The organism is Sphingobacteriales bacterium, from assembly GCA_016706405.1.
Lineage (GTDB): Bacteria > Bacteroidota > Bacteroidia > Chitinophagales > UBA2359 > BJ6.
In genome coordinates, this window is sequence record JADJJT010000003.1 from 807653 (window position 1) to 834049 (window position 26397).

Sequence of the window (26397 nt, forward strand, 5' to 3'; positions counted from 1 at the left end):
TTTAAAAGCTAAGCGTTTTGTAAAAAAAAGCAGCAGTTTGGTTCACCACTTGCGCCATTTGATGAGGTAAAATTATACTTTCCCAAGGATGTTTGCCCTCAAAAGTATGGTCGCCGTTGGGCAAAATAAACAACTCAAATAATTTGTTTTGTTGCTGTAACCTATATGCAGCACTTACTTCAACGGTTGTATCGGCTTGGCCGTGTATTATTAACGCCGGAATTTGCAAATTTGCAGCCGCCATAGGTATATCATAACGGGTAGGGTTAGCATAAAACGCCTCGTATAACGACCAGTACATGGGCATATTTTGTTTAGTACGCGCATTATAAATATACATTACGCCGTCTTGCCGCCATTTTTCCATCGTCTCTTCATCCCAAAATTCGCCATATTTAGCCACCGATGCCCAGGTTGCTACCGCCTTAACTCTTGGGTCTTCGTGGGCTTTTAGCAATACAGTGCCCCCGCCCCGGCTATGCCCAATGAGCATAATATTGTGGGTTTGGGCTTCGTTAACAGGTAAAATTTTGCTAAGGGCAACGGCATTAATTACTTCGCCCAAATCATCTAACTCAATGCCAAAATTGTTGTGGCCAAAAGCTTCTAGGTCGGCAAATTCGGTGGGTTGTTCGGGGGTTGTACCATTATGCGAAAAGTTAAACTTTACAAAAACAAATCCTAATGCCGCAAAATATTGCGATAACAAGCTAAAATGCCCCCAGTCTTTAAAACCCTTAAACCCGTGCGCAAAAATAATAATAGGCTTGGGTTGCTGTGTGGGCAAATAACAAATATCGGCTAAAATTGGTTTACCGTGTAAGCCCGGCAACAGATGTGTATTGGTTACAAATGGCCCGTTAAAAGGTATAGACGCAGTTAGTTCAACACAGTTTTGGTCGGGGTCAGTTAAATATATAGATTGTAAGTGTTGGTGGTCTTGGTAAGTAAAGGGCAATTTTTTAATTTTGAACCAATTTTGTGCCGCGTAAAAATCTGGTACCGACAAATTAAACGCAAAATGTGCCAATTTTCCGGAGGTATTGGCCAAGTAGTCATTATGTTGCAAATGCTCATCGGCAGCAGTTGAAGGCTTTGAAAACAAGGCTAATCCGGATTTTTGCCCCGGAGGTGTTACAATTATAGGCTCGTGCCCCCATGTGGCAGGGTAAGTTGTAATTTCAAAGCCCAAATATTGTTTATACCACGCTGCTAAACTGGCCGCATTTTGTACCTGCAAGGCAATGTGGTCAATTTGGTTGATAGTGAATGGATGCGTTTTAGTTGAGATCATAAGCATACTACTTATCCGGATAATATAAAAATATCCGGATATTTAACTATGTAATTTAATACTTCTTCATACAAGTATGATGCTAATATTAGGTTTACAGGGTAAAATATCCGGATGAGATGTAAGGAAACAGCAATCGGTCTAAAACAACAAATCACTATCGCTTAAACATGCTATTTGTTTCTTATAGCACGGCATCATTTACCGTATCTAAATACGTTGATACAGGTGTCAATACATTTTTAAGGCAGCCCGCATCAAACGGCGACTGTAAATTAGCATATTCTACTAATTGTAAAAAGGGTTTGCTACCGCCTGCGCTGCAAAGACGAACATAATCGGCAAGGGCTTGAGCTGAATTTTGCCTCGATTTATGCCAAAATTGGAAGGCACAAATTTGCGCCAGCGTATAATCAATATAATAAAACGGCGAGCCAAAAATATGTGCTTGCTTCAGCCAAAATGTTCCGGATTCTAAAAATTCATTACCTTCATAATTAACCCATGGCTGGTATTTTTTTTCAATCTCACGCCATTTCTTGTTGCGTTCGGCGGGTGTAGCGTTAGGGTTTTCATATACATAATGCTGAAACTCATCAACGGTTACTCCGTAAGGCAAAAATAGCAAAGCACCGCTCAGGTGTTCAAATTTGAATTTTTCGGTGTCGGAATCAAAAAATTGCTGCATCCAAGGCCATGCAATAAATTCCATGCTCATCGAGTGTATTTCGCAGGCTTCGTAGGTCGGGAAATGATATTCGGGCAGGCTAAAATGGCGGCTCATATACACCTGAAAAGCGTGGCCGGCCTCGTGCGTTAGTACGTTAATATCATCGCTGGTGCCGTTAAAGTTCGAGAAAATAAACGGTGCTTCATAGTTGGCAATATAGGTGCAATACCCGCCTCCGGCTTTGCCCTTGCGTGTAACCAAATCCATAAGTTCGTTTTTTTTCATAAACTGAAAAAACTCGTTAGTTTGTTCGCAAAGCTGGTTATACATTGACTCGGTATGCGATAGTATCCACTCCGGATTACCTTTGGGCATAGGATTGCCGGTATTAAAATTGCAGGCAATATCGTAGTAAGCTAATTTATCAAGACCAAGTCTATCGGCTTGGCGTTGGCGTAGTTTGGCGGCAATGGGCACTACAACTTCTAAAACCTGTTGCCGATACTGTGCAACCATATTGGCATTGTATTCTGAGCGGCACATCGCTAAATATCCCATCTCGACATAATTATTGAAGCCTAATTTTTGTGCCATTTTGTGGCGCAATTTTACTTGTTGGTCGTAAATTTCTTCGATGCGTGGTGCAATACCGGCAATAAATTGCCAACGGGCTTCGGTGGCTCGTTTGCGGGTTTCGCGGTTGGTGCTCATTTCGTAGGGGCGCAACTGCGACAGGTTTCTTTCTTCGCCTTCAAAATTGATTTTGGCACTGGCTATTAAACGCAGGTATTCGCTGTTTAGGCGGTTTATTTCTTGGGCTTCCTGAACAACGGTGCTGTTAAAGGTACGCGACTTCATTTCGGCCAAATTAAACAACTGCTCGCCCCAAGAAGCCGACAGTTCTTCTCTAAACGGCGAGGCAGCCAATTGACGGTAAAATTGTGCGCATAAATTTTCGTAAATAGGCATATTTTCATCAAAAAAACCTTGTTCGGCTTGGTTTGCTTCGTTTGTGGTATCTTTCGAGTAGTTGATGTAAGCCATATTCATCATGGTGTCGAAATTATTGCGCAAGGTATTAATTTGCTGCATAATCTCATTTTGCCCGTTGGCGGTGCTGGCCTTGTCAAATTGTTGCAATAGGTTTTCAAATTCGGCACTAGTGGCTTCTATATTTGGTCGTTGATAATTAAAATCGCTGTACTTCATAAAACTAACAGTATGAGTGTATTATTTTGTAATGAGAAAAATAATTGAATAAGGGGCGCAAAGTTACCATTATTTTGGCAATTTTCATTAAAAAACAGGATAGTAAATTTGTACAAAAGCCCTACCCAACAAAAAATTGAGCAGGGCTTTGTATGATTATTTTTGTAGCTTTAGCTTAATTATGAATAGCATTAAAAACTATTTTTAGTAGAACGTGAAGCTTTAATTAAGTCCTTGCCGAAAGGTTCATTAAAACTTACTGTTTGCATTACCCGCTAAAATTTTATTACATATTCTAAATTTGCTATAAACCCTCTTGTCAAGCCATCAGGTCGCGCATCTCTTACCACAAAGGGCATGCCCATGTTCATTTGAATTATATTTTTACTGTTAATTTCATAGCCTAAAAAAAGATTACCGTTAAGGGTCAAACCTTTTGAACCGACAATTTCTTTTTCAGCCTTCAATTCGTCTGTGTACTTATCGTTTGCTAAATGGTATATAGGCAAAACACTTGGGGTCAGTTTAAACTTAGAAGTTATAGAAATAGGGTACGACACTCTTAACAATACATCTCCACTTCGCACAAATTGGTTAGTCGTTTGAAAATCTTTCAATTTTGAGCTATCCGGATAGTCAGAAGCTACAAACTTGTTGTCATTTTGAGTTAGTGGTTGTTGCACAGCCGCTACAAATTGTAATTTCTTGGTATTGAATCCAACACCAAATATTAAATCAAGTGTGCCTAAACTGGCTTGGTAGTCCATTGGCAACGGTAAATTGTTTTGCGATTTGTTGGCCTTTGAAAAAGGAATTTTAGCCCCTAAAGTAAGGGTTAATTTTTTGGTTGCTTTATAGTTTGCGTTCAAAAAAGCATCGCCAAGGCCAAAGGTAGAGATTTCGTTTCCGTTTTGCGCCATGGTTGTCAATTTTAAGTCAAGTCCTAATTTATGACCCAACTGTCTATTGTATTCGATATAATTACCATAAACTGAAACGGAGTAGTCTGCCATCCCCAAAAAAATGCCAATTTTAAATTGATTGTTCAAAGTATTGGTACTTTCAGCAGGATTTGGTTTAAAGCTACTAAGCGTACAAAATCCTGCATCACTACACCCTTGACCATAGGAAAAATTTAGACCTAAAGCCCAAAGGCTTACCATTAAAAGAATAGACTTTAATCTCATTTTAGTTAAATATTTTGTTTTAATTAGGTTTTTATAGGAATATAATAGCGTTTAACTTCTATACATCCGGATAAGTTTCAACATCTCAGGTTAAATCCGGAAAATTTATTTTATTGCAAGGTTATTTTACTCGCCAATACGCACGTCAATTTCGGCATCTAACTGTTCAAAAGTTAAATTTTCGCCAACAATTTTACCATCTTGGTCAATCAAAAACAAGGCTGGCAAATATTCAACGTTGTATTTATCTAATAATTTCGACTTCATGGCCTCGGCATCGTTAGCATTAATTGACCAACTAAGTTTGTCTTTTTCAATGGCAGCTGCGGCGCGTTTGGGGTCTTTGTCAAGTGAAACGCCAAAGATTTCAAGTCCTTTTTTATTGTATTTTTTGTAAATTTTATTTAAATCTTCGTGGTTATTGCGCGAGGGGCCGCTCCAGCTTGCCCAAAAATAAATCAAGGTTAATTTTTTGCGGGTTGCGCTTAGTACTTGTGTGTTGCCGTTTACGTCGGGCAGTTTAATATCGGGGGCAATTTTGCCAACCATCGAAGCCTTAACTTCTGGAAACTCTAAATCGCGGACGTTTATAATATCTGGTGCATCGGGTTTTGCGGGTTCGTAACGCTGGCCAAATTGTGTGGGGGCAAAAGCAGTAATCAACTCATATTCATCGCGGGCAACGGTAAACCCCTGAAAACCTTTCGATTTTACTTGATTGAGGGCAAGTTCGGCATCATTTTTTTTCTCGAAACTGCCTAATAATACTCGTTTTGCACCATTAGGGGCTTCTTCTGTGTCAAATTTACCAATATTTGCTAAGGTAGAGAACTTACTAAGGTCGGGTTTGGCAAAAACGCCTAACTGTATTTTAAATACTTTGCGCAATACTTTCGACTCAGTAGTTTGGCCTTGTGTAGGCGAGTTTGGTGTGGTAGTTTTACCGCCATCTGCCGGAGGTGTAGTTGATACATCTACGTTTTCTTTTCGCGCAACTTTTATGACCGAAGCATAGCCGCGTTGTTTTACTATGGCTAATTTAGCATCTACGGTGGCTTCGGTATAGGTGCCTAATAATATGCGTTTTAAGTTTTTGCCTTCTACGGCTTCGGTTGTCAGTTTGCCCAAGTCGGTTAAATTGCTGAAAGCGGCCAAATTTGGATTGCCCGATGCGCCTAACTGTATTTTATAAACCGTAATTTGTTGCTGTTGAGGAGTATTGGGTTTGGTTTGATTATTATTATTGTTGTTGTTGTTACCACCTGTTCCACTACCACTGCCGGTATTTCCGGAATTGGGCTTGGTACTGCTGTCATCCGGATTACTATTCGGTTTTTTCGATTTTTTCCGGCTATCTAAAAACTTGTCTATTTCGGCAAAACTTAAATTAACACCTACAACTACGCCTTTTTCGTCAATTAAATAGTTATAGGGTATATGGGGCAAATTGTACTCGAACCACAGCGAAGAGTAATACGATTCTTTGTCCACCACATGGTAAGGCCAATTTAGGCCGTCGCTGGCAATAGTTTGTTTCCATTTGGCAATATCTTCGTCTAAGGCCACACTAAATATGGTAAACTCGCTGGCTTTTTCAAAGCTATAATCTTTGTATTTTGCCCAAAGGCGTACATATTCGGGGTTTTTAATCACTTTGCAAGCCACACACCAAGTTGACCAAAAACTAAGTAAAACGTATTTACCCTTCAAGGAAGATAGTTTAAGATTTGTACCTTTTGTATTGGGTAATTCAATCTCTGAAGCGGGTTTGTTAAGGGTTTGGGCTGGCAATTTGAAGGCAATTAGAAAAAACATTGCCAAACCGAGCAGTATTGATACTTTGCGTGCCATAAATTTTGTTTTAAGTTTTATGTGGGTTAGGTAATTAAAAAACAATTTCCTGTGCAAATATAGGCCAAACTATGTAGTAATTTTACATAGCCAACATATAATTACAAAAAAAATCAAATAAACGCAATTTTATACTTTAAGTTGTAATTTTTCAATGAGTTTGAGCAACGAAGCTCTATTGCCCGATTTTTTTATAAACTCAGGAAGTCTGCTAATTAAAGATGAATTTTTCCGGATGCTATTGCGCGGTTCAATTCCTCGTTCGCGTACTTTTGCTGTAATATACTGCGCTATATAGTTTAAATGCGCCTCGTTGTAGGCCCAAAATAATTCATTCTTAAATCCGGCTTGGTACCATAACGGCAAGCCATAATATGGGTCGAGTTTTAAGCCTTTAGCATAGGCAATTTGCGAGGCAGTTGCTTCGTACAATTGGTGGTGTTTACAGTTGGGGCAAGTTACCGGAATAAGTGGCCATTTTTGTTCGCTTTCAATGGTATGATGCAAAATATGATTACAGTTGGCGCACTTGCGGCACACAAACAATTTATAACGCCCTAACCATTTAGGCTGGCTTTGAGTATAAAAACAATTAGTACAACATAATTTTTTACCGCTATCTATAACTGCCCGCCCATTACATTTTTGGCAATGGACAACAAAAGAGTGCTGAAAATCAAGTAGTTCAAGGCCTAAGTCGGCAAAACGCGCTTGCATTAGCGTTATTTACTAAATTTACTAATATTTTTTACTTATTTAGGTTTTCCCAAATTAAATCTTTCAAGGCTTGGATTCCTTTGCCTGTTACTGACGAAATAAAAACCATGGGAGGCAAATCTACGGTTGTTGTTGTTGCTATATCTTTCCGGATGAGTTGTTCGAGTTCGTCGTCAATAAGGTCGCATTTTGTTATGGCCAGCAAACGTTTTTTGTCCATTAATTCAAAATTGTACTGCCTACATTCGTTCAACAAAATTTCGTATTGATGCGCTATATTCGGGGCATCGGCCGGAATCATAAAAAGCAATAAAGCGTTGCGTTCAATATGGCGCATAAAGCGGTGCCCCAAGCCTTTTCCGGCATGTGCGCCTTCAATAATTCCCGGAATATCGGCCATTACAAACGAGCGGTAATCGCGGTACGAAACAATACCTAAATTTGGCACTAAAGTAGTAAAAGGGTAGTCGGCAATTTTGGGTTTAGCGGCACTAACGGCGGCCAGCAGTGTTGATTTTCCGGCATTAGGGAAACCTACCAAACCAACATCGGCCAAAAGTTTTAGTTCTAAAATTTTCCATTCTTCGCGGCCTGGTTCGCCGGGTTGCGCATACATTGGCGCTTGGTTGGTAGCGGTAGCAAAATTAGAATTACCCAAGCCGCCACGGCCTCCGGATACTAAAATGATTTCTTGCCCATGCTCTAAAATTTCTACTTCTTGTTCCATTGAATCGGCATTTTTGGCAACAGTACCAAGCGGAACATCTAAAATTACATCGTTACCACTGGCGCCGGTACAATTGCTGGTACCACCGTTTTGGCCGTTTTCGGCCAATACATGCTTTCTAAATTTAAGGTGTATAAGTGTCCAATATTGGCTATTGCCACGCAAAATAATATGGCCACCGCGCCCGCCGTCTCCGCCGTCGGGGCCACCTTTGGGTACAAATTTTTCGCGCCTGAAATGCGATGCCCCTGCACCGCCCTTCCCCGATCGGCAACAAATTTTTACGTAATCAATAAAATTACCTTTTTCCACAAATAGTTTGTTTTAATATATATTTTAATTAAGCCGTTTTGATTATTGCTTAATATTCCGGATAAAATATTCGTTATTAAGCCGCAAAATTACGTTATTTTATAAAATTAGCGGTAAATACTTGTTTGTTTTGCCGCTCATCGGTTACTTCAAGGGTAAAACTGTGTTCTCCGGGCAGCAGGTTGGGGTCGAGGTAGTGGCGCACAATACTTGTTTTGGCATCGTAACTCATTAGCACCCATTGACCATCTAAATAGCCGTTATAAGTATCAATGCCCGACAAATTGTCGCTAATACCAAATGATATATGTTTTGCCTTGCTCATTCGTTTGCCATTGCTTATATTAATAGGGTTTATAGTTGGGGCTTTTATATCTAAGGCAATATAAAAATCGCCAAAGGCTTTGGCTTTGCCGCGCAGCCAGCCATTATCCCATTTGCCGCCACAACTTTTTTTGCCGCTTCGGTTTACCATTACTATTAGTGCTTTATCCATTAGTTCGGGAATAATATTTGCATTGGGTTTAATAGCTACATCAAAAGCGCTGTGCACGGGCGTACTTTGCTGGTGTACCGTATGTACGGGCGATAATGGTTCAATTTCTTTAGCACTTGGGTACCTCATTTTGTATTGAAAAGGTATATCGGTATAAAACACGCCTTTCGGAAAAATCAATTCTATTAAATCGGTTGTAAATTTATTTAAGGTATCGTAAGCAAAAAACTGCTGATAGTTGTTAGGTGGTACAATTGGGGGAGGAAGTGCGGGGTTGTATTGCAAGGCGCAGGTTAAGGTGCTGGTGTTTCCGGCAACATCTTTAACTAAAAACAATAAATTGTGTACTTGTAAGTCGCTTAAATCAATAAAACCTTTGTTGTGCGTATTTTGGTAAACCGACAAATTATTTCCGGGGTCTAAAAAGCATTTTTGAAATAAGCCATCACCATCTTTTTGAGCCTCGTAATCAACTAAAGAGTTAATGTATCTTGACTCTTCAAATGGAATCCGGCTAAACGTATAACCAAAAACGTATTGGTTGTTTTCAAACATTTCTACACTGTAAACACCGTTCCAGTTGTGGGCTTCGTCTAATTTATCATAAGCTTTTATTGCCATTGCAGCCGTTGGGGTATTTAGGAAAATAACCGGTTGCGAAGCTATATATGACCCTGTAACAACTTGTTTAAAGCGTTGAATTTTCAAATCTAAGGGTTGGTTGCCATTAATTACCGGATAAACGCCGAAACCTGTAACAAGTGGCTGGCTCGAGTCGGGCACATAAAACCCAAATAATAAAGGATTTAAGGCGTGCTCAGTTTTTGTATCGCGGATTTCAAAATGTAGATGTGGCGAGGTTGAAGAACCGGTATTTCCGGATAAAGCCACCATTTGCCCAGCTTGTACGGGCAGTTCATTAGGGTTTGGTTTTACATCAATGGCAAATTTCTGCAAACTGTATTGTTTGTTTTTTACCCAGTCGCCAATTTGCCCGGCATACTCGTTTAAATGGGCGTAAACACTGGTGTAGCCATTAGGGTGGTCAATATACAAAGCAAGGCCGTACCCGTTGCCCGAGACGGCAATGCGCGAAACAAATCCATCGGCAATGGCGTAAATGGGTTTGTTCTCCTGATTATTAGTTTTAATATCAATACCTGCGTGAAAATGGTTAGGGCGTAGCTCGCCAAAAGTACCAGCTAAGACAATAGGGCCATCAACGGGCGACCTAAATGTAATGGATTGGGCATCGGGTTGGCAAACAAAATCAGGTGAACTATTATTGTTGTTGCTGTTTAAATTTGAGCTATATGGCTGATGTATAAAACAAACATGTTCACTATTATTTATGCTGGGCTGTAAAGTTGGCCAAAGCGTATAGATTAATGCCGGAAAAAAACTAACCAATATTTTTTTGAACATGAGCAAATACATGGCACTACAATGGAGAGCAGAAAAAGATATGTTAAGGATGAATGGTGGCAAAAATACAAATTTTGCGCATACGATAGGTGTAAATTAAGCTTTTTTAGCACTTACATAAGGATAACCTCTTAGAACACCACACCTCGTTCAACTATTTTTCCGGATAAATTCAGCCAAATAAAAAAACTGCTTATGGCAAACAACCTGCTTGCAAAACAATATCCGGAAGTTATATAAACAAACAAGCAAACACTCAGCAAACACTCAAACACTCACGCGCAAAAAAACTTCAAAAAAGTCTGCTTGCAAAAACTAACATAATCGTTATTAAAACAAACAACCCAATCACTACACAAACTCAAGCACCTCAATCACTCCACTCAAACAAAAAAACTAAAATATCCTGCTTGCAAAAACTAACATAATCGTTATTAAAACAAACGACCCAATCACTACACAAACTCAAGCACCTCAATCACTCCACTCAAACAAAAAAACTAAAATATCCGGCTTGCAAAAACTAACTCAATCGTTATTAAAACAAACAACTCAATCACTACACAAACTCAGCTCAATAAAATATCCAATCACAACACTCATTACTTTATTTCTTTTTTTTAAAAACATATTTTTCTCACACTCAAACACATTTTTTATCATGACTACACGTAACTTTTTATTCGTTTTAGCACTTCTTGCTTTCGGTTTTTTAACCAACAATTTATTTGCCCAATGGACAGACGGCGGCGCAAAAGTTTACCTTACCAATGGAGGCGACAAGGTTGGTATTGGCACCAGTGCCCCAAGCACAAATCTGCATGTTGTTGGCGCCGAAAATAACGGGTCAACTGCAGCAGTTAAAATTGAGAGCGGCACACAAATAATGTTAATAGATGGCAACGAAATTGACGCAACTACCGACGTATTGGGTTTAAACTACAATTCTTCAAAAAATGTTATTATAGCCAATGGAGGTGGCTCGGTAGGTATTGGAAAAAGTAGCCCCGCTTACAAACTTGATGTCGCCGGCAGTATTGGTTTAACAGGCTCGCTCAGATACAGCAACGCTTCTACCCCCATGGCCTATATATACGCAAGCGGCACTATCAACAGCGAACGCGCCATTGTCGCCCACTCGCCAAGTTATGCTAACTATGGTTTATTTTACCGCGACTCTGACGACCGAATGTTTTTCAAAAGCAATGGCACTACCCGTGTAGCTGTTGATTTACATAATGGCCGCCTTGGTGTTGGCACCGATGCCCCAACTAAAACCCTTGATGTTGTAGGAACAGCACGCATTACAGGCCAAGTTACCGTAGCTACTAATCAAGCCAGTGATAAATTTGGAGTTGGTTTTAACACCCCGCTATATAAACTAGATGTAAATGGCAACACCTATTGCTCAGGTGGCGTTTGGACAGCCTCAGACGCAAGATTTAAAGAAAATGTACAACAAATAGGCAGCGCCTTAGATAAAGTAAAAGCCCTAAGCGGTGTGTCTTACCAATACAAAACCAACGAGTTTGCTGGTCGTATCGAATTCCAAGAAGGCAACACATTGGGTTTCATAGCTCAAGACTTGCAAAAAGTATTGCCCGAAGCCGTTATGAACGATGGACGTGGTTATTTGGCCGTAAATTACAGCACCGTAATACCCGTACTTGTTGAAGCCATCAAAGAGAGCGAAACCCAAAAACAAGCCCTCGAAAACAAAGTTACTGCCCTTGAGCAACAAATAGCTGCCATTAATGCAAAATTAGGTATTACCCCCGCCGCACCTGTTGCCAACCCAACAAAAGCAGAAAACAGCAAAACCACAGTAGCCCCAGTTGCTAAAATTGTCAAAGGTTCGGTAGCCCAAAACCACCCAAACCCTGCCAAAGATGTAACCAGCATTAGCTACGCAATTGACAAAAATACTGCCAATGCCCAAATAGTTATTACCGATATGGCAGGCCGCACTTTACAACAAATAAATATTACCGACGGTGCTGGCAATGTAAACATAAACACCAATAATTTTGCTAACGGCGCTTATATTTATAGCTTAGTTATTGACGGCCAAACTGTTGAAAGCAAACAAATGGTAGTAAACAAATAACCTAAACTAACAAACTAAGCAATCAAAATACAAACTAAACAAACGTTGATTCTGGTTTAACACCCAACCTCGCTCTTTTATAGGGCGAGGTTTTTGTTAGCTACAAAAATGCGTTGAAAAAATAAAAAAACATCCGGATATATTTAACTAATCAACAAGCAAATCAACTATTTAGGTAAAAAAATGTTAGTTTAGCAATCAAATTTAATTTTCGCTGTTAATATATTTGTCAAACAGCACTCTTTTTCATTATTGACATGATTCGAACCTCATTTTTTGAACTTTTTAAAATTGGCCCCGGACCTTCAAGCTCACATACAGTTGGCCCAATGCGGGCTGCCAATATGTTCAGACTTGAGGTTGAGAACTACTTACAACAACAAACCTCGCCCGAAGCTATACAACAACTACAAATTCGGGTTAATTTATTTGGCTCGTTAGCACATACCGGCATTGGGCACGGCACGCATCGGGCTGTTTTGGCCGGTTTACTGGGCGATACACCGCAATACGTAAATATTGACCGACTAAATACCTGTTTTGACCATCCGGATACTGTTTTTCAATTGCCTTTTTCCGGATTTTTTATCCCGTTTGTAGCCTCCAACATTTATTTCGACTATTTAACTCCTACCTCAAAACACCCTAATACGCTTTCGTTTAATTTGTTACATAACAACGAAATACTTTTTACCAGCACCTATTATTCCGTAGGTGGCGGTTTTATTGAAAAAGAGGAGTCTGGCAGTACAAAATCAACCTCAAACGTTGCTGCCGTGCCAAAATATGCCTACAATCATTTTTGGGAATTGTTGCGCCACCACGAGCAAACAAATATTCCGGTTGAAACCATTTTGCTTGAAAATGAAATAGCTGTGTCGGGGCTTACCGAAGCGGAGATATTTGAAAAAATAGATCAAATTATGGCGGTAATGCACCAAAGTGTACAACGCGGTTTGCTTCGCGAAGGGGTGCTTCCCGGAGGGTTAAATGTAAAACGCCGCGCCAAAAACATGTATGCCGATGCCTTGGCTTGCGAGGCGCAACAACAATACGGCGAAGCACTTTTTGCCCGCCTCAATGCTTACGCTTTGGCCACCTCCGAAGAAAATGCTGCCGGACAAATGGTTGTAACTGCTCCAACAAATGGCGCAGCGGGTATTTTACCTGCCGCCTTAGAGTACTTGCGCCTTGATTGTAAAATTGCCGAAAAAACCTTACAGCGTGGCTTATTTATGGCCGCTATGATTGGGTTTATTATTAAAGACAATGCCTCTATTTCGGGTGCCGAATTGGGCTGCCAGGCCGAAGTTGGCTCGGCGGCAGCTATGGCGGCGGGCTTGTTTAGCTATTGTTTAGGGGGCGATATTCACCAAATTGCCACCGCTGCCGAAATTGCCATGGAACACCATTTAGGCATGACCTGCGACCCTGTTAACGGCTTAGTACAAGTACCCTGTATTGAGCGCAATGCAAACGGCGTTGTTAAAGCGTTTAATGCTTATTTATTGGCAAAACGGCAGGCAGCTAATGCCGTCATTACCTTAGATGAGGTAATTGAAACGATGCGCCGAACCGGAGAAGACTTGTCGGACAAATACAAGGAAACAGCGCAAGGGGGCTTGGCAAAATTGCACAAATGGACTTCTAATATGGGCAGCTAACGGCTGTTTGCAAGCTTAGTGCTTTTTTAACTTAATACTGTGTTTAAATAGCTGAAAACACCGTACAAATTATAACAGGCCTCGCGCTTCGCTTTTTAACTGTTCAATAGCAAACTGATTGGGCATAGCTTGTGGGTTTTGTACATAATGCTCAAGCAAGGCGCGGCAAAGTGCCATGCCGTTGGCCTCGTTTGGCAGGTTTACGCCAATGCGGTTTATAATGCCAATGGTATCTTCGGTTACGGCGCGTATCATGTTCCAAGCCTCGCTTGACACGTAAAGTTGTTGTGTAAGGTTATGTTCGTACTCGCTGCGCAATCCGGCAACCAACATCATTTGCATTTCGGGCACGGTGTCTTGCTGGGTTTGCCTCGATACCAAATTAGGTATGGTGTTTCGCTCTAAAAATAAAATTAAGCGCTCGTATGCTTGCAGGCGCAGCGGCAAAGTTTGTTGTTTTTGTTGAAGACTTAGCTCAATGGCCTTTTGTTGCAACTGACTTCTTAAATAAGTTGATAACACCAAATAAGCTGTTACAATTACGGCAATTGCCGGTAAAATAAATTTTATAATGTCAAGAATGGTTTCGCCCATACAAATAAGTATTAAAAATGTTATCAACAATATTTAGAGGCGTAAAATTAACGCCCAAATAAATAATATTTTTATTGTTCATGTAGTTTAAAAGTGCCAACAGGTTTTTGCAAGACTTGCCGCACCGAGTCGGGTATTGGGTGTTCTTTTTCCCAGTTTAAATACGGCGTTGAAGTAAAAAAGGCATCGTAGCCATCGGCAAGTAAAAACTCGGCAGGGTTAATATTAAACTGGGTTTGCATTGGGGCAAATAAATTTACTGTTTGCTCAAATTGTTTTTGACGCAGGCGCAGTTCAATTAAATCCCACCATGGTTCTTCGTTATCGGGTTCTTGTGCTATAGCTTTTGTTAATAGGCTGTCGGCAATAGTATAATTATTTTGTTTGGTGTATATAGTTGCGCGTAAAATATTTAAGTAAGGGTCGTTTCCAATTTTTGCTTCAATATTATCAATGGCGGTTAGCTGTGTTTTTGACGGTTTGTTTGTTTCAAAATAATAGTCGAGCACCACTAAATCCACAATTGGGTCATCCGGAAAAATTTGATTAAATTTAACAATAGTTTCGTTTAATTGTTTACCGCCTAAATACTGAGCAGCACTTAACTCCATCAAAAGTACCAATTTATCGTTGCGCAACGGTTGCGGTAAATCGTTTAGGTTTTTAAGGGCTATGGTTTGCTGTTTCTTTTTGTTGGGTTTATATTTGTTTTCGTTTAACGATTTTTCAATCAGGGCAATTTGAGGTTGATATTGTAGCCATTGTTTTTCAAAATCGGTCATTTGATTTTCAATAGTCGAGTCTAAATGTTCGGTTAATCCGGATAAATATAAGCGCAAAATAAGGTCGCTAAAAGCTACGCCACCTCGTACAATCGTAAAATCAGAAATAATGATACTATCCTTGTTTTGCTTTTTTTGAAGGCTAAAAATATGATAATCTAAACCAGCGGCGTTCACCATCCGGAAAAGTGCTTTTGCACCCGTTGTATTTTTTGGTGCAGCGGTATCAATTTTAACCCACAACAATTTATAATAACCTTCCATGCCCATAGCGCTTACAATTTGTTCGCCCACGGCTATTTGCTCTTTCATTCCCGCCATAAAACCGGCCTGAAAATCGTGTGGGGCCGAAAAACGCGAAATAGTGGGCGAAATAAGGCTGTCTAACAAAAAGTGGTCGTTGAAAAAGCTTGGGTCGCCTTGGTTTAGGCTAAGTTCAATTTGTCGGGCAAATGTATCAAAAAGGGCAATATCGGGCTGTTGGGTTGCATCTCTTGTTTCGTTCGTTTTTGGTTTGCAATTTGTTATGTTAACAAGAATAAATGCTATTAAAATAGGCCAAAACAGCCTAAAACAATTAAAATGGCAATAAAACTTGTTAGAAAAAAAAAGGTGGTTTTTCAAAGCAAAAGAACATTTAAAATGAATTTATTTTCATCCGGAAAGACAAATTGGCGAGCAACACTATATATAATTTGTGTAGTAGCTATATATTTGGCGGGGCAAAGGGGGTTATTTTCCGGAGAAATTAGCTTTGCGTTTTTCAATAAAGGCGGTTGTTCCTTCTTTAAAGTCTTGGTCGTCAAAACACTCGCCAAACAAGTACACTTCGGTGGCAAAACCATTAACGCCTTCATCGTAATAAGCATTTACCGCGCTAATAACACGTGCGATGGCTCGCGGTGCTTTGGTAGCAATTTTTTGTAGCAGTTCGTAGCATTTTGGCAGCAGTTGGTCGGGTTCAACTACATAATTTACTAGTCCTAACTGTAAGGCTTCGTCTGCTTTTATAGGTTCGGCAGTCATAATTAGCTCTAAGGCTTTGGCGCGGCCAATTAATTGCGGTAGCCGTTGTGTTCCGCCGTATCCGGGTATAAGGCCCAAGTTTACTTCGGGCTGCCCAAACCGGGCGTTAGTGGCTGCTACTCTTAAATGGCAGGCCATTGCCAACTCGCATCCACCGCCAAGGGCAAAGCCATTAACGGCTGCAATTATGGGTTTGGGGTAGGTTTCAATGGCTCTAAACATGGGCATTCCTTTTGCGGCCATTTGCCTGCCTTCGTCGCTGTTGTACTGCGCAAACTCGGCAATATCGGCACCGGCGGCAAAGGCTTTACTTCCGGATCCGGTAATAATTAGGCCAAATATACTTGAATCGTCTCTATATTGTTGAAGTACTTCTTCAAATTCGGCAATTAAAGCGGTGTTTAAGGCGTTCAGTTTGGATTCGCGGTTAATGGTTATTTGCAAAATACCGTTTTGGGCTTGTAAAAGTAACTGGCTCATTTATTTTTTTCGGTTTAACTGTGTTAAGTTAAGTTTATTCTATTATTGGCAATTTTAGCAGATTATGCGGCAATACAAGCAAAACCAATAATAAAACTTCCGGCAAAAATACCATTTTAATTCGGTTTTACCTCCAGAAATGTAACGAGGGAAGAACGAAGAACTCAATTCAACTACAAAGCAAGTTTGTTACTTCAAAAGTAGAGGTTAAAAAATAAAAAGAGACGCAATAGCAACTATCGCGTCTCTTTTTATCAATTAACTAAGTTTTGGCTCAAGCTACCAATTATATTAAATATCTTATTGTATTATTAATTGGCGGGTAATATTGCCTTTGGGTGTGCTGGTTACAACCAAATAATTTCCGGCGGGTAAGCCCTTGCGGTTAATGGTTATTTGGTGGTTTCCGGGGTTTAATTGGTTCGATAGTGTTTGCACAAAAGTGCCTTTAACATCGTAGAGTGCAATTTTTTCAATCCTTTCGTCGGGGGTGGTAATGGTAAGCGTAGCTGCTTGGCTCATTGGGTTAGGCGCTAAGGTAATATTTGCAGTTGTGCTAGGGACATTTTCAACGCCATCAATAGTAGTGGGCATACTTACATCGCAAAACGATGAGGTAAGCGAGGTGCTGCGGTATATGCCTTTACCGTGCGTGCCGGCATAGGTAACATAACAACTTGCCGAGGCAAATTTTATATCTTTGGTATCGCTAAGCGTTGTTTCTTGTTTTACCGAATAAACGGGTGTATTGCCTATTTGTTTCGATTGCCACGACCAAGTCGCAGTAGTTCCGGATATTTCACCTGCCCAAACGCCACGGTCGTTACCTAAAATAATTTTTTTGCTATTACTGCGATCTATTACAATATCATATACCGGCATTTTAGGCAATTCGCCTTGTATGCTGGCAAAAACTGGGCTGCTGGCATCAGAGTTCGTTGAGCGCAAAACATAATCATTATTGCCGTAGTTTCCTAAGCTAACTACTACTTCTTTGGGGTTTGATTGGCTAATGCTAATGGCGGTAATATAACGCCCTTCTGAACCGGCCGGTGCAACATCTTTTAAGTTAAATATTTTGTATTCGGTAATACCAGTTGGATTTACTTTTTTAAATACTTTGTTGTGGATAGCATTTAAATCGAGGGTGTTAAAATTGTTAAACCGGATAAGTTTGCCATCGGCGGTACCTGCATAAATTAAATTGCCATCTTTTGACGAAGCAATGGCGGTAATTTCGCTGGGGCTTGCCGTAGCAATATTATACCATTTTGGTGTTTTGCTAAATACCAAAGGTTCGTCGGTAACCCATAAGTCGCCGCTTCCTTGCCCTTGACCTGTTCCTACAAAAAAGCGAGATTTTACAACAGGGTCATTAGGAGTTATAAATAAAGATTGAACATAGGCGTCAAAATCTTCCCACAACATAAAAGGAATTATAAAACCACCTCCGCCGTCTAATTTATCATCTCCATTGCAAGACCCATCTGAACTTAGTGGTTCGCAGTCAATTCGTTCATCAAAAAAGGTGCTAAAAGATTGGCCATGGTTTGATGATCTATAAAATTTTTCTTCCGGATTGGCTGCAAACATGGTTCCGGACCTAAGTTTTGACATTTCGGCGTTACCTCCATCTCCACCTATTAATTCATCTGCATCAAATTTTGAGTTGTTAAAAAAGTTAATGTACTGCGTGCCGTTATCTTGAGTACCGCCTAATATTGCACCGTGCAACGAGCCGGCAATACCGTAAAATTGTGTGATGCGAAGGTTTTTATTTAATGGTTTAAAATTGGGGAATTTAGCATTGGCATTGCCCGACCAAAATATGCCACCATCGCAAACAATATACATTTGATTAGGGTCTGTTGGATGAAAAACAATATCGTGTTTGTCGGCATGAACATATTTATTGTTTTGTGGGCTGTCGAAGGTGTTATCAACTTGCAGCCAGCCATCGCCATCAGTCCAAGTCCATAAAGTAATACCCCCTACAAAAATGCGGTTAGGGTTGGCGGGGTCAACGGCGAAAGCTAAATCGTAGCTACCCTGGCATTGAACTGAGTTATCAAAAGGATCAAAAAAATCTCCTCCTCCGGCGCCAATTTCAACCCAAAGTTTACCTCCATCTTCTGAGCGATACACTCCTTGCAAACAACTGCTATTAGCATTAATAAAAATAGAATAAATAATATTATTGTTAGAAGGTGCCACGGCCATACGTTTGCGGCCACCTGTTGCTAAAAAGTCGCCAGGTAAATTATCCGGAGAGTTTAGCAGTTCAAAGTTTTCACCATCATTGGCGCGAAAATATCGGTTGCCAATAGCGGCATATACAGTTCCGTTTGCGGCAACTACAACATCCCAGCCAATTTTATCGTTATTGTTAATGCCATTGGGCACTTTCCAGGTTTGGCCGTCGTCATCGCTATAAAATAACCCCGACCCGCTGCCAGCAGCTTCGTTGTTACCAATGGCTGCATAAATAATATTTTTAGTGGGGTGTGCGGCTAATTTATTTACCGAAGCCCAGCCAAAGTTAATATTGGGGGTTGCACCGGGGTCGGTACTTGCCAATAGTTCAAATGTTTTGCCGCCATCTTTTGACACAATGACACCGCGGCCAGGCGTTCCCCCAGCACCAAATCCAAAATAATAATAAAATCCTTCGCCTGTACCAAAATAAATATAGCCGTTAGTCGCTTGTACGCCATACGATATAGCTTTTGAAGGTAAATCGGGGTTTTGCGGGTGCTCAGCCCAGTTTAAACCGCCGTCTGTGCTTGTCCACAACCCACCCGATACCGAGCCAAGTATCATACTTTTAGGATTGTTCCGGTCAATAACTACCGTACGCGAGCGACCACCTACATTGTTTGGGCCAATAAAATCCCAAGTCATATCAATTTCTTTTGCAGGCGCAGTTTGTTGCAGTTTATCGGCTTGTTTTTCAGCCTTATAAACATCGGCAAGGTCAATTTTTCCGGTAATTTGGTTAGCCTTTATAGCGTAAAAATATTTAGCCGACATTACTCGGCCACCTTCTTTTTCTTCTTCGCCATGCTCACGCTCTTTTTCGGCAACAGATTGGTTCGTTTTTTTTACCATCAGTTGCCCCGCATAAAAAGTAGTTGCTATGGCTGTAAAAGCTAAAACAAAAAGTATAATTTTTTTCATTGTGCTGGATATTGAGATTTTTAAATTAATTTATCTGTGGTGTTTTGTTTTTTACTAATTCTTACCAAATCGGTTTAAGCCTTTAAATTGGTTGGCGCTGCAAATTTATTGAATTTACTTGTTTTGTGCTAACATTTATTAACATCCTCAAAATTAGTTTTTTTAAAATTAACTGCTTGATTTGCTGTTACTATTACAAATGTCTTTCGGCATGGTATGAGGAGCGTACTAAGGGGCCGCTTTCTACAAACGGTAACCCCATTGCCAAACCCATATCGCGGTATTTTGCAAATGTATCGGGGTGAACATAATTATCTATGGGCAAATGGTTTTTGGTAGGCTGTAAATATTGGCCTATGGTAACTACATCGCAGCCATTTTTGCGCAAGTCTGTTAATATTTCGTAAACTTCTTCTTCGGTTTCGCCAAGCCCTACCATAAATCCCGATTTGGTTCTGAGGCCATAGTCTTTAATGCGGGCAATTTCTTCGAGGCTGCGCTCGTAGCGGGCTTGTGGGCGCACTAAGCGATACAAGCGTTTTACGGTTTCCATATTGTGCGACACCACTTCGGGGCGGGTTTCTAAAACGCGGTAGAGGTTGTCCCATTTACCTTTAAAATCCGGAATTAAAGTTTCCAAAGTGGTTTGTGGGCTAAGTCGGCGAATTTCGCGGACGGTTTCAGCCCAAATAGTCGAGCCGCCATCGGGTAGCTCATCTCGGTTTACCGAAGTAATAACACAATGTTTAACCCCCATTAAAGTAACAGCTTCGGCCACGCGGCGGGGTTCGTCGGTATCGTATTCGTTGGGGCGACCAGTTGCAACAGCACAAAACGAGCACGAGCGGGTACAAACATTGCCCAATATCATAAAAGTAGCTGTTCCGGCTCCCCAACATTCGCCCATATTAGGGCAGTTACCACTTTCGCAAATAGTATGTAATTTATGCTCATCAACCAAATTGCGCACCCTTCGATAATTTTCTCCGATAGGTAGTTTTACCCTAAGCCAGTCGGGTTTTCGGGGGCGTTGTTCGGCAACTTGGTTAACTAAGGTAAGTTCAATCATATAACTAAACAATATAAAAATTGTAATTCAACGCTAAAATTACGACTTTTGCGGCAAGTTTTAATAGTTTTATGCGTCAAATGGTTGAGGCACGGCAATATTTAGCAAAATTAAGCGAAATAGACCGTCATAAAAAATACAAAAATCAAAGTTTGCCGGCTTAAACTATAGCCCTAAAACGAGCTACAGCCCTTTATTTACAAAGGTTTCCGGATAAAAAGTATCGCGCTATATTCTGCTCTGACAAATTGGTGTACTTCGGTAGCACAAAATTGGGCTACTTGCTTAGTATTTTATTTGGCGGCGTATATTTGTGTTCTTTTTAAACGAGTTTGCTTGTTTTATTTTATCAACATTAAGTAAATATCAATTAATATAATGCACCGCCGTAAATTTTTACAATTTTTAGGAGGCCTTGGCCTAACTGCTACTTTTTCGGGGTATGGGTGTGTTTACACCTATAAAACTGCCAAGCAACAGCATATCTCTAAACTGTCGCAAATTGAATATACAGGCATTGCCCCTAACAGTTTGGACGATGTTGTGCTTAGTCCTGAATTAAAATACGATTTGCTGATTAGTTGGAATGACCCTATCTCAAAAGCCGATAAATTTGGCTTCGACAATGACTATTTATGTATCTTTAAAATAAATGATGCTGCCAACGATTTATTACTTTGGGTAAACCACGAGTATTGCGACCGTTTTATTATGAAAACTCAAGCTGCCACTAAACTTGATATTGAACAAGAAATGTACGCTGTTGGGGGTACAATTATCCGGATTAAACAAAATCCGGAATCTAAAAAATGGTCGCTTGTAAAAAACGATGCCTATAACCGGCGAATTACCGCTTTAACGCCCATCCCATTTGCCGATAATATTGCAATTAAAGGCAACAAAACAGCCATTGGTACTTTGGCAAACTGTGCCGGCGGCAAAACACCTTGGAACACCTTACTTACCTGCGAAGAAAATTATTATCTTTTTGTTGGCGAAACCAACTATACTACCCAACCCGCAACACATATTGATAGCGATTTAGGTTGGGAAAAATTTTACCCCGCACACCTACCCGAACATTATGGCTGGGTGGTTGAAATTGACCCCTACACAGGAAAGGCACAAAAACATACCGCTATGGGGCGTTTTGCCCACGAATGTGCTACCACCGTTTTAACCAAAGATGGCCGTTGCGTGGTATATACCGGAGATGATAATTATTTTGAATGTTTGTACAAATTTATTGCCGACAAACCCGGCTCGCTGGCAACCGGCACTTTATATGTTGCCAACTTAGAAAAAGGAGAATGGATTCCGTTGGACTATAAAAATAATCCTGATTTACGCGCAAAATTTAAAACCAAACTCGACATGTTGGTGCGTACCCGCGAGGCCGCGCATTTGGTAGGTGGCTCAAAACTTGACCGCCCCGAAGATATTGAAATTCACCCCTTTACTAACGAGGTTTTTGTTTCTTTAACCAATAACTCCAAAAATAATAATTACCACGGTGCTATTTTAAAAATTGTTGAACAAAATAATGACCATGCAGCATTACACTTTAAACACGAATATTTTTTAACCGGAGGTGAAGAAACGGGGTTTTCAAGTCCGGATAATTTAATTTTTGACGACCATGGCAATTTATGGTTTACCTCTGATATTAGTGGTTCGGCCATGAAAAATAGCGAATATTTGCCGTTTAAAAATAACGGACTTTTTATGGTTCCTGCCTCCGGAAAAAATGCCGGAAAAGTACTACAAATTGCTTCGGCACCTAATAACGCCGAGTTTACCGGCCCTATGTTTTCGCCTAATTACGATACATTGTTTTTAAGTGTACAACACCCCGGCGAAAATGCCAACACCCAAACCGGCTATCTAAGCCATTGGCCGCGGGGCAAATCTGCCGCCCCAAAGCCCAGCGTTATTGCTATTTCTTTGGTATAATCAAACCAATTAAACCATTAATTAGACGAAATAGTTTATTTTATTCGGCAGGCTTATTTTGCGTAAAAATGGCAACAATTTGTAGGCCAAAACCAACTAAAATTAAAAACGGAGCAATTAAAGTGCGTTGGGTGCCATACAAAGTGGCTTCGGGATAGGTTTTAGTTAAGTCGGGGGCATTGCCACCACCCAGCATTAGCACCATACCTATAACAATACAAACAAGTCCGGCCAAAACGAAGGTAAAGTTTTTTTTCCCGAACAATAATTGAGGTTTGTTATCCATAACTATTAGATAATATTTTTGTTTTCCGTAGGTAATTGTACTCTTAATTAATTAATTAAGCCGCTAAGGTACAAAAAATAAGTGTTTATAGTTTATTCGCTGGTAATTTAACATAAAATAAAGCGCAAAAGAGTTATCCAAGAACTGCACACCCCAATAAGGTCAAATTTTACTCCTATTTTTGTGCCTTCGTCTTTTACTTTACAATATCTGGTAAACATTTTATTAACTTTTACACAAACCTGTGGTAAACTTGGCTTCGTTGCAATTAACAGTTATTAAATGGTTGATAATAATATTGGTATTTTTATTGGCTTTAGTAGCAAGTAATTATGCTTGGTGGTTAAGTTTTTTGGTTGTTTTGTTGCCATTATTAACCTTATCAATACTTGGGGCCTATTACAATTACATCAGCAATACCGTATTAAGCCAATACGATTGGTTAAACCTTGAACTGGGTTTAAAAGTAATAATCAAACCCCGAAACCGCTTTACGCCACAAGCACTTATAGGCTATATTATTGGCATGGAGTGGCCAGGGCATTCGTTTTCTTTAAAACCGCAGTTTCCAATTTTACAAGGGCAGTACTTAAACCGCAACCTGCTCATAAAAACAAAGGTCGAGCCCAATAAATCAGGGCGATTAACTTATCATACGTTTCTTGGCATTAATGCCGTATATTATGGCGTTAGTTTTACTCTTACCCCTAAAAATTATAACCTATTGCGCAGTTTGGCAAAAGTTGCCACCCAAACCCACCACGACTATTACCGCTATTTTGATGCAACCGGCGCAACTGATTTCGTCCGTTTAATAATGAACGACGAACCTATCCAGCAACTGTTAATAGAAACCGCCTACCCTATGCGAGCTACCATCACACTATCGCACGAGCAATTACAATACCAATATGAAGGCGTGTTAAACTCGCTCGAAAAAACTCATCAAATTAAAAAAATCATTATCTTACTGCTCATGATGGTCAAAAAAATGGATGCTTTACGCCAATAAATCCTGTATGTAATTCATTATTCTTTTTGTTGCCCCTTGCTGCTCGGCAATATAATTTTTTCCGGATGCCCCAGCTACCTCCCCATTTTCCGGATGCTGCTGCCATTCCTTAATTTTATCAGTCAAAGTTTGCCAAGTTGTTATACTAAACGCAGCTCCTTTATTTATAAGTTCAACTGCTTCGTTAAATTTTTTATAATTAGGGCCAAAACAAACCGGTATTCCCCAGGCTGCCGCCTCTAAGGTATTATGAATACCTGCACCAAATCCACCGCCAATCCATGTAACCTGCCCTAAACGGTATAAGTTTGCTAACAAGCCAATGGTATCTATTATTAATATTTTAGGAGGTTGTTTATGCGACTGAAAATTAACTTTTCCCGAAACTAAATCGGAGTAGCGAACTATGTCTTGGTCAGAGAAAGCCTGCTCAATATGTTGTAAATGACTCCATGTAATCTCGTGCGGTACAACTACCATTTTCCAATTATCCGGAAATTGCCTAAACGCCATTGCTAACAATTTTTCATCATCAGGCCAGGTACTGCCGGCAATCAAAACTTTTGTAGTTTGGGAATGGTCGTTTTCATCAGATTTAAAAAAGGGCAAAATAAGGTTTGGCAACGCTGGTGGCAATTGTGTAAATTGCCAAACACGGTCAAAGCGGGTATCGCCGGCTAAGGTGCAGCGCTGCTCTAAGCCAATTTGCTGTAAAAGTTGTACCGATTGTGTATTTTGTACAAAAATATGGTTAAAACAGGCCAAGCCGCGCCGGGCAAAGCCTCCCCACCAAGCAAAAAAGGGCTGGTTGGGCCTAAATATAGCCGATATACTAAGCACTTGAATTTGTTTTTTCTTTAACTGTTGCAACACATAAAACCAAAACTCGTATTTTACAAAGATCACCAAATTGGGGCGCAGTGCCTTTAACCAAGGGTCAATATATTTGGGCAAATCGAACGGAAGGTAGCCAACGGCATCGGCCAACGGCGTATTTTTTTTTACGTTGTACCCCGATGGCGAAAAAAACGACAAGTAAATCCAACAATCCGGATACTGCTGCCTGATGGCTTCTAAAACAGGTCGGCCTTGTTCAAACTCGCCTAACGAAGCGCAGTGCATCCAAATAACCATTTTTCCGGATGGTGGCATTGGCAATTGTGTGAATGCTTTTCGCCTGCTTTGCAAAAAATAGGCAATTTTTGGGTTAAACCATCTGATAATAGCCAAAAAAAACAAAGCTATCTTAAAAAAAACTAAATATAAAAACAAAGCAAAACCAAGTTAGAATTTATTGCGGGACAAAAAAGCCATTAGCCATCAGCCATTAGCCATTAGCCATCAGCCATTAGCCATCAGCCTAAACTAAAAGCCAATCAAATCATCGAGTATAATATCGTTTTTGTTGTTCTGTGCGGTAAAGGGGTAAAATTAAAGCGGCTTTGAAGCCTACAAGCCAATCTTTTCGGTTTTTTACTAAGTCGGGATGTTGGGTATCAAAATTAAATGCGCGTTGAGGTTGGGTAAAACCTTCGTACAAATGCGCTCCTACATAAATATTTTTAAGACGTTTGGGATCTAAATATAAAAAGCCAACAGACTGCCCCACAAAAAAGCCTTTTGTTAGCCGGTCGTATCCTTTGTTAAAATTGCCTTCTAAGGCCGGTACTTGGTGATAGCGGTCAAAAATTCTGATCCGGTGCTCAAAATACCCTCCTTCAAGGCTTACCATAATGCCCATGTTAGGATTTTTAACCGGATTTAATGGAAATAGTTTGCCCAGCCGCATACCCCCCATATAGCCACGTTGGGCAAAAACAACATCGGCAGGCAGGCCGTCTCGTCCCCAAATTTGCCCATTTTCTGCGAATAAGTTCCAAGCCAACGAGTCTTCACGCAATTTAAAACCAAATAAAAATTGGCCATTTATGCCATAAAACCAATTTTTACCTGTTTTTTGCAAAATCGTTAAGCCAATATTTGAGTTGTTGCCAAACCGTTTGCCCATATCCATAATGGGCAGTTGGTAGGCGTATTCGAACTGAATGAGGGTGCCAACACTAATTTTAGGGACATAAGAGTTTGCCTTGCCTGTAACAACAATACTATTATTTATAGGCAGCGTATCGGCAGGGGTTTGCGCTTTAGCTGTTTTTAAACAGATAGCTACCAAAACAAGTAGCTTTAAGGCCAAAAATAAAAAGTTATTTTGCATGAAATTAAGTAGTTAAGATTAGGCGTTCAGAAAAATTTGGCTTCGTTTAATTTAGGAAGCTTTGCAATTTTTATTGAGTTGCCAAAGTCGCAAAAAAATTATCCGGAAGAAAAAGTAGCGACCTGGCTTATTCAAATTTATATA

The 26397-nt window shown here is 40.2% G+C and carries 19 protein-coding genes; 4 read left to right on the plus strand and 15 right to left on the minus strand.

Annotation, left to right across the window (positions count from 1 at the left end; translation table 11 throughout):
- Position 1 precedes the first annotated feature (1 nt).
- The 7 genes from IPI59_15090 to IPI59_15120 all read right to left on the minus strand — a co-directional run bounded on the left by IPI59_15090 (position 2) and on the right by IPI59_15120 (position 9888).
- Positions 2–1294: a dienelactone hydrolase family protein gene (locus tag IPI59_15090; protein ID MBK7528822.1), complete on the minus strand. Its 1293-nt coding sequence runs from the start codon at positions 1292–1294 to the stop codon at positions 2–4.
- A gap of 184 nt (positions 1295–1478) precedes the next feature.
- Complete coding sequence (locus IPI59_15095) at positions 1479–3173, minus strand: M3 family oligoendopeptidase (GenBank protein ID MBK7528823.1); 1695 nt, start codon at positions 3171–3173, stop codon at positions 1479–1481.
- Between the two features lie 275 nt (positions 3174–3448).
- Entirely contained in the window at positions 3449–4360 is a 912-nt protein-coding gene (locus tag IPI59_15100) for a hypothetical protein (protein ID MBK7528824.1), read from the minus strand.
- A gap of 126 nt (positions 4361–4486) precedes the next feature.
- Entirely contained in the window at positions 4487–6211 is a 1725-nt protein-coding gene (locus IPI59_15105) for a redoxin domain-containing protein (GenBank protein ID MBK7528825.1), read from the minus strand.
- Positions 6212–6340: 129 nt separating this feature from the next.
- Positions 6341–6928 (minus strand): hypothetical protein, encoded by a 588-nt coding sequence (locus IPI59_15110; GenBank protein MBK7528826.1) that lies wholly within the window; start codon positions 6926–6928, stop codon positions 6341–6343.
- A 31-nt stretch (positions 6929–6959) separates the two neighbouring features.
- On the minus strand, positions 6960–7967 hold the full coding sequence (gene obgE, locus IPI59_15115) for a GTPase ObgE (GenBank protein ID MBK7528827.1): 1008 nt from the start codon (positions 7965–7967) through the stop codon (positions 6960–6962).
- 94 nt (positions 7968–8061) lie between these two features.
- Complete coding sequence (locus IPI59_15120; GenBank protein ID MBK7528828.1) at positions 8062–9888, minus strand: M23 family metallopeptidase; 1827 nt, start codon at positions 9886–9888, stop codon at positions 8062–8064.
- A 661-nt stretch (positions 9889–10549) separates the two neighbouring features.
- Here IPI59_15120 and IPI59_15125 point away from each other — a divergent pair.
- Together IPI59_15125 and IPI59_15130 are read left to right on the plus strand one after the other, a co-directional pair.
- A complete protein-coding gene (locus tag IPI59_15125) occupies positions 10550–11995 on the plus strand; it encodes a tail fiber domain-containing protein (protein MBK7528829.1) in 1446 nt (481 codons plus the stop codon).
- 257 nt (positions 11996–12252) lie between these two features.
- On the plus strand, positions 12253–13659 hold the full coding sequence (locus IPI59_15130) for an L-serine ammonia-lyase (protein MBK7528830.1): 1407 nt from the start codon (positions 12253–12255) through the stop codon (positions 13657–13659).
- A gap of 69 nt (positions 13660–13728) precedes the next feature.
- Here IPI59_15130 and IPI59_15135 read toward each other — a convergent pair whose 3' ends face one another.
- The 5 genes from IPI59_15135 to lipA all read right to left on the minus strand — a co-directional run bounded on the left by IPI59_15135 (position 13729) and on the right by lipA (position 20787).
- The gene (locus IPI59_15135) at positions 13729–14253 is read right to left on the minus strand and encodes a hypothetical protein (protein ID MBK7528831.1); all 525 of its coding nucleotides are present in this window, start codon (positions 14251–14253) and stop codon (positions 13729–13731) included.
- Between the two features lie 71 nt (positions 14254–14324).
- On the minus strand, positions 14325–15659 hold the full coding sequence (locus IPI59_15140) for a hypothetical protein (protein MBK7528832.1): 1335 nt from the start codon (positions 15657–15659) through the stop codon (positions 14325–14327).
- A 108-nt stretch (positions 15660–15767) separates the two neighbouring features.
- The gene (locus IPI59_15145; GenBank protein MBK7528833.1) at positions 15768–16541 is read right to left on the minus strand and encodes an enoyl-CoA hydratase/isomerase family protein; all 774 of its coding nucleotides are present in this window, start codon (positions 16539–16541) and stop codon (positions 15768–15770) included.
- Positions 16542–16841: 300 nt separating this feature from the next.
- Entirely contained in the window at positions 16842–19718 is a 2877-nt protein-coding gene (locus tag IPI59_15150) for a T9SS type A sorting domain-containing protein (protein MBK7528834.1), read from the minus strand.
- A 193-nt stretch (positions 19719–19911) separates the two neighbouring features.
- On the minus strand, positions 19912–20787 hold the full coding sequence (lipA, locus tag IPI59_15155) for a lipoyl synthase (protein MBK7528835.1): 876 nt from the start codon (positions 20785–20787) through the stop codon (positions 19912–19914).
- A 378-nt stretch (positions 20788–21165) separates the two neighbouring features.
- Here lipA and IPI59_15160 point away from each other — a divergent pair, with 378 nt between their 5' ends.
- Complete coding sequence (locus IPI59_15160; GenBank protein ID MBK7528836.1) at positions 21166–22740, plus strand: DUF839 domain-containing protein; 1575 nt, start codon at positions 21166–21168, stop codon at positions 22738–22740.
- A gap of 40 nt (positions 22741–22780) precedes the next feature.
- On the opposite strand, the gene IPI59_15165 is transcribed toward IPI59_15160, so the two are convergent.
- Positions 22781–23026, minus strand: coding sequence for a DUF3098 domain-containing protein (locus IPI59_15165; protein MBK7528837.1), 246 nt, complete (start codon positions 23024–23026; stop codon positions 22781–22783).
- 253 nt (positions 23027–23279) lie between these two features.
- Here IPI59_15165 and IPI59_15170 point away from each other — a divergent pair, with 253 nt between their 5' ends.
- A complete protein-coding gene (locus tag IPI59_15170) occupies positions 23280–24038 on the plus strand; it encodes a hypothetical protein (protein ID MBK7528838.1) in 759 nt (252 codons plus the stop codon).
- Here the strand turns inward: IPI59_15170 and IPI59_15175 are convergent.
- Positions 24027–25268: a 3-deoxy-D-manno-octulosonic acid transferase gene (locus IPI59_15175; GenBank protein ID MBK7528839.1), complete on the minus strand. Its 1242-nt coding sequence runs from the start codon at positions 25266–25268 to the stop codon at positions 24027–24029. The two genes, IPI59_15170 and IPI59_15175, sit on opposite strands and share 12 nt — an antisense overlap.
- A 151-nt stretch (positions 25269–25419) precedes the next feature.
- Positions 25420–26253 carry a hypothetical protein gene (locus IPI59_15180; GenBank protein ID MBK7528840.1) on the minus strand — a complete coding sequence of 278 codons (834 nt, stop codon included), beginning with the start codon at positions 26251–26253 and terminating at the stop codon, positions 25420–25422.
- Positions 26254–26397 lie beyond the last annotated feature (144 nt).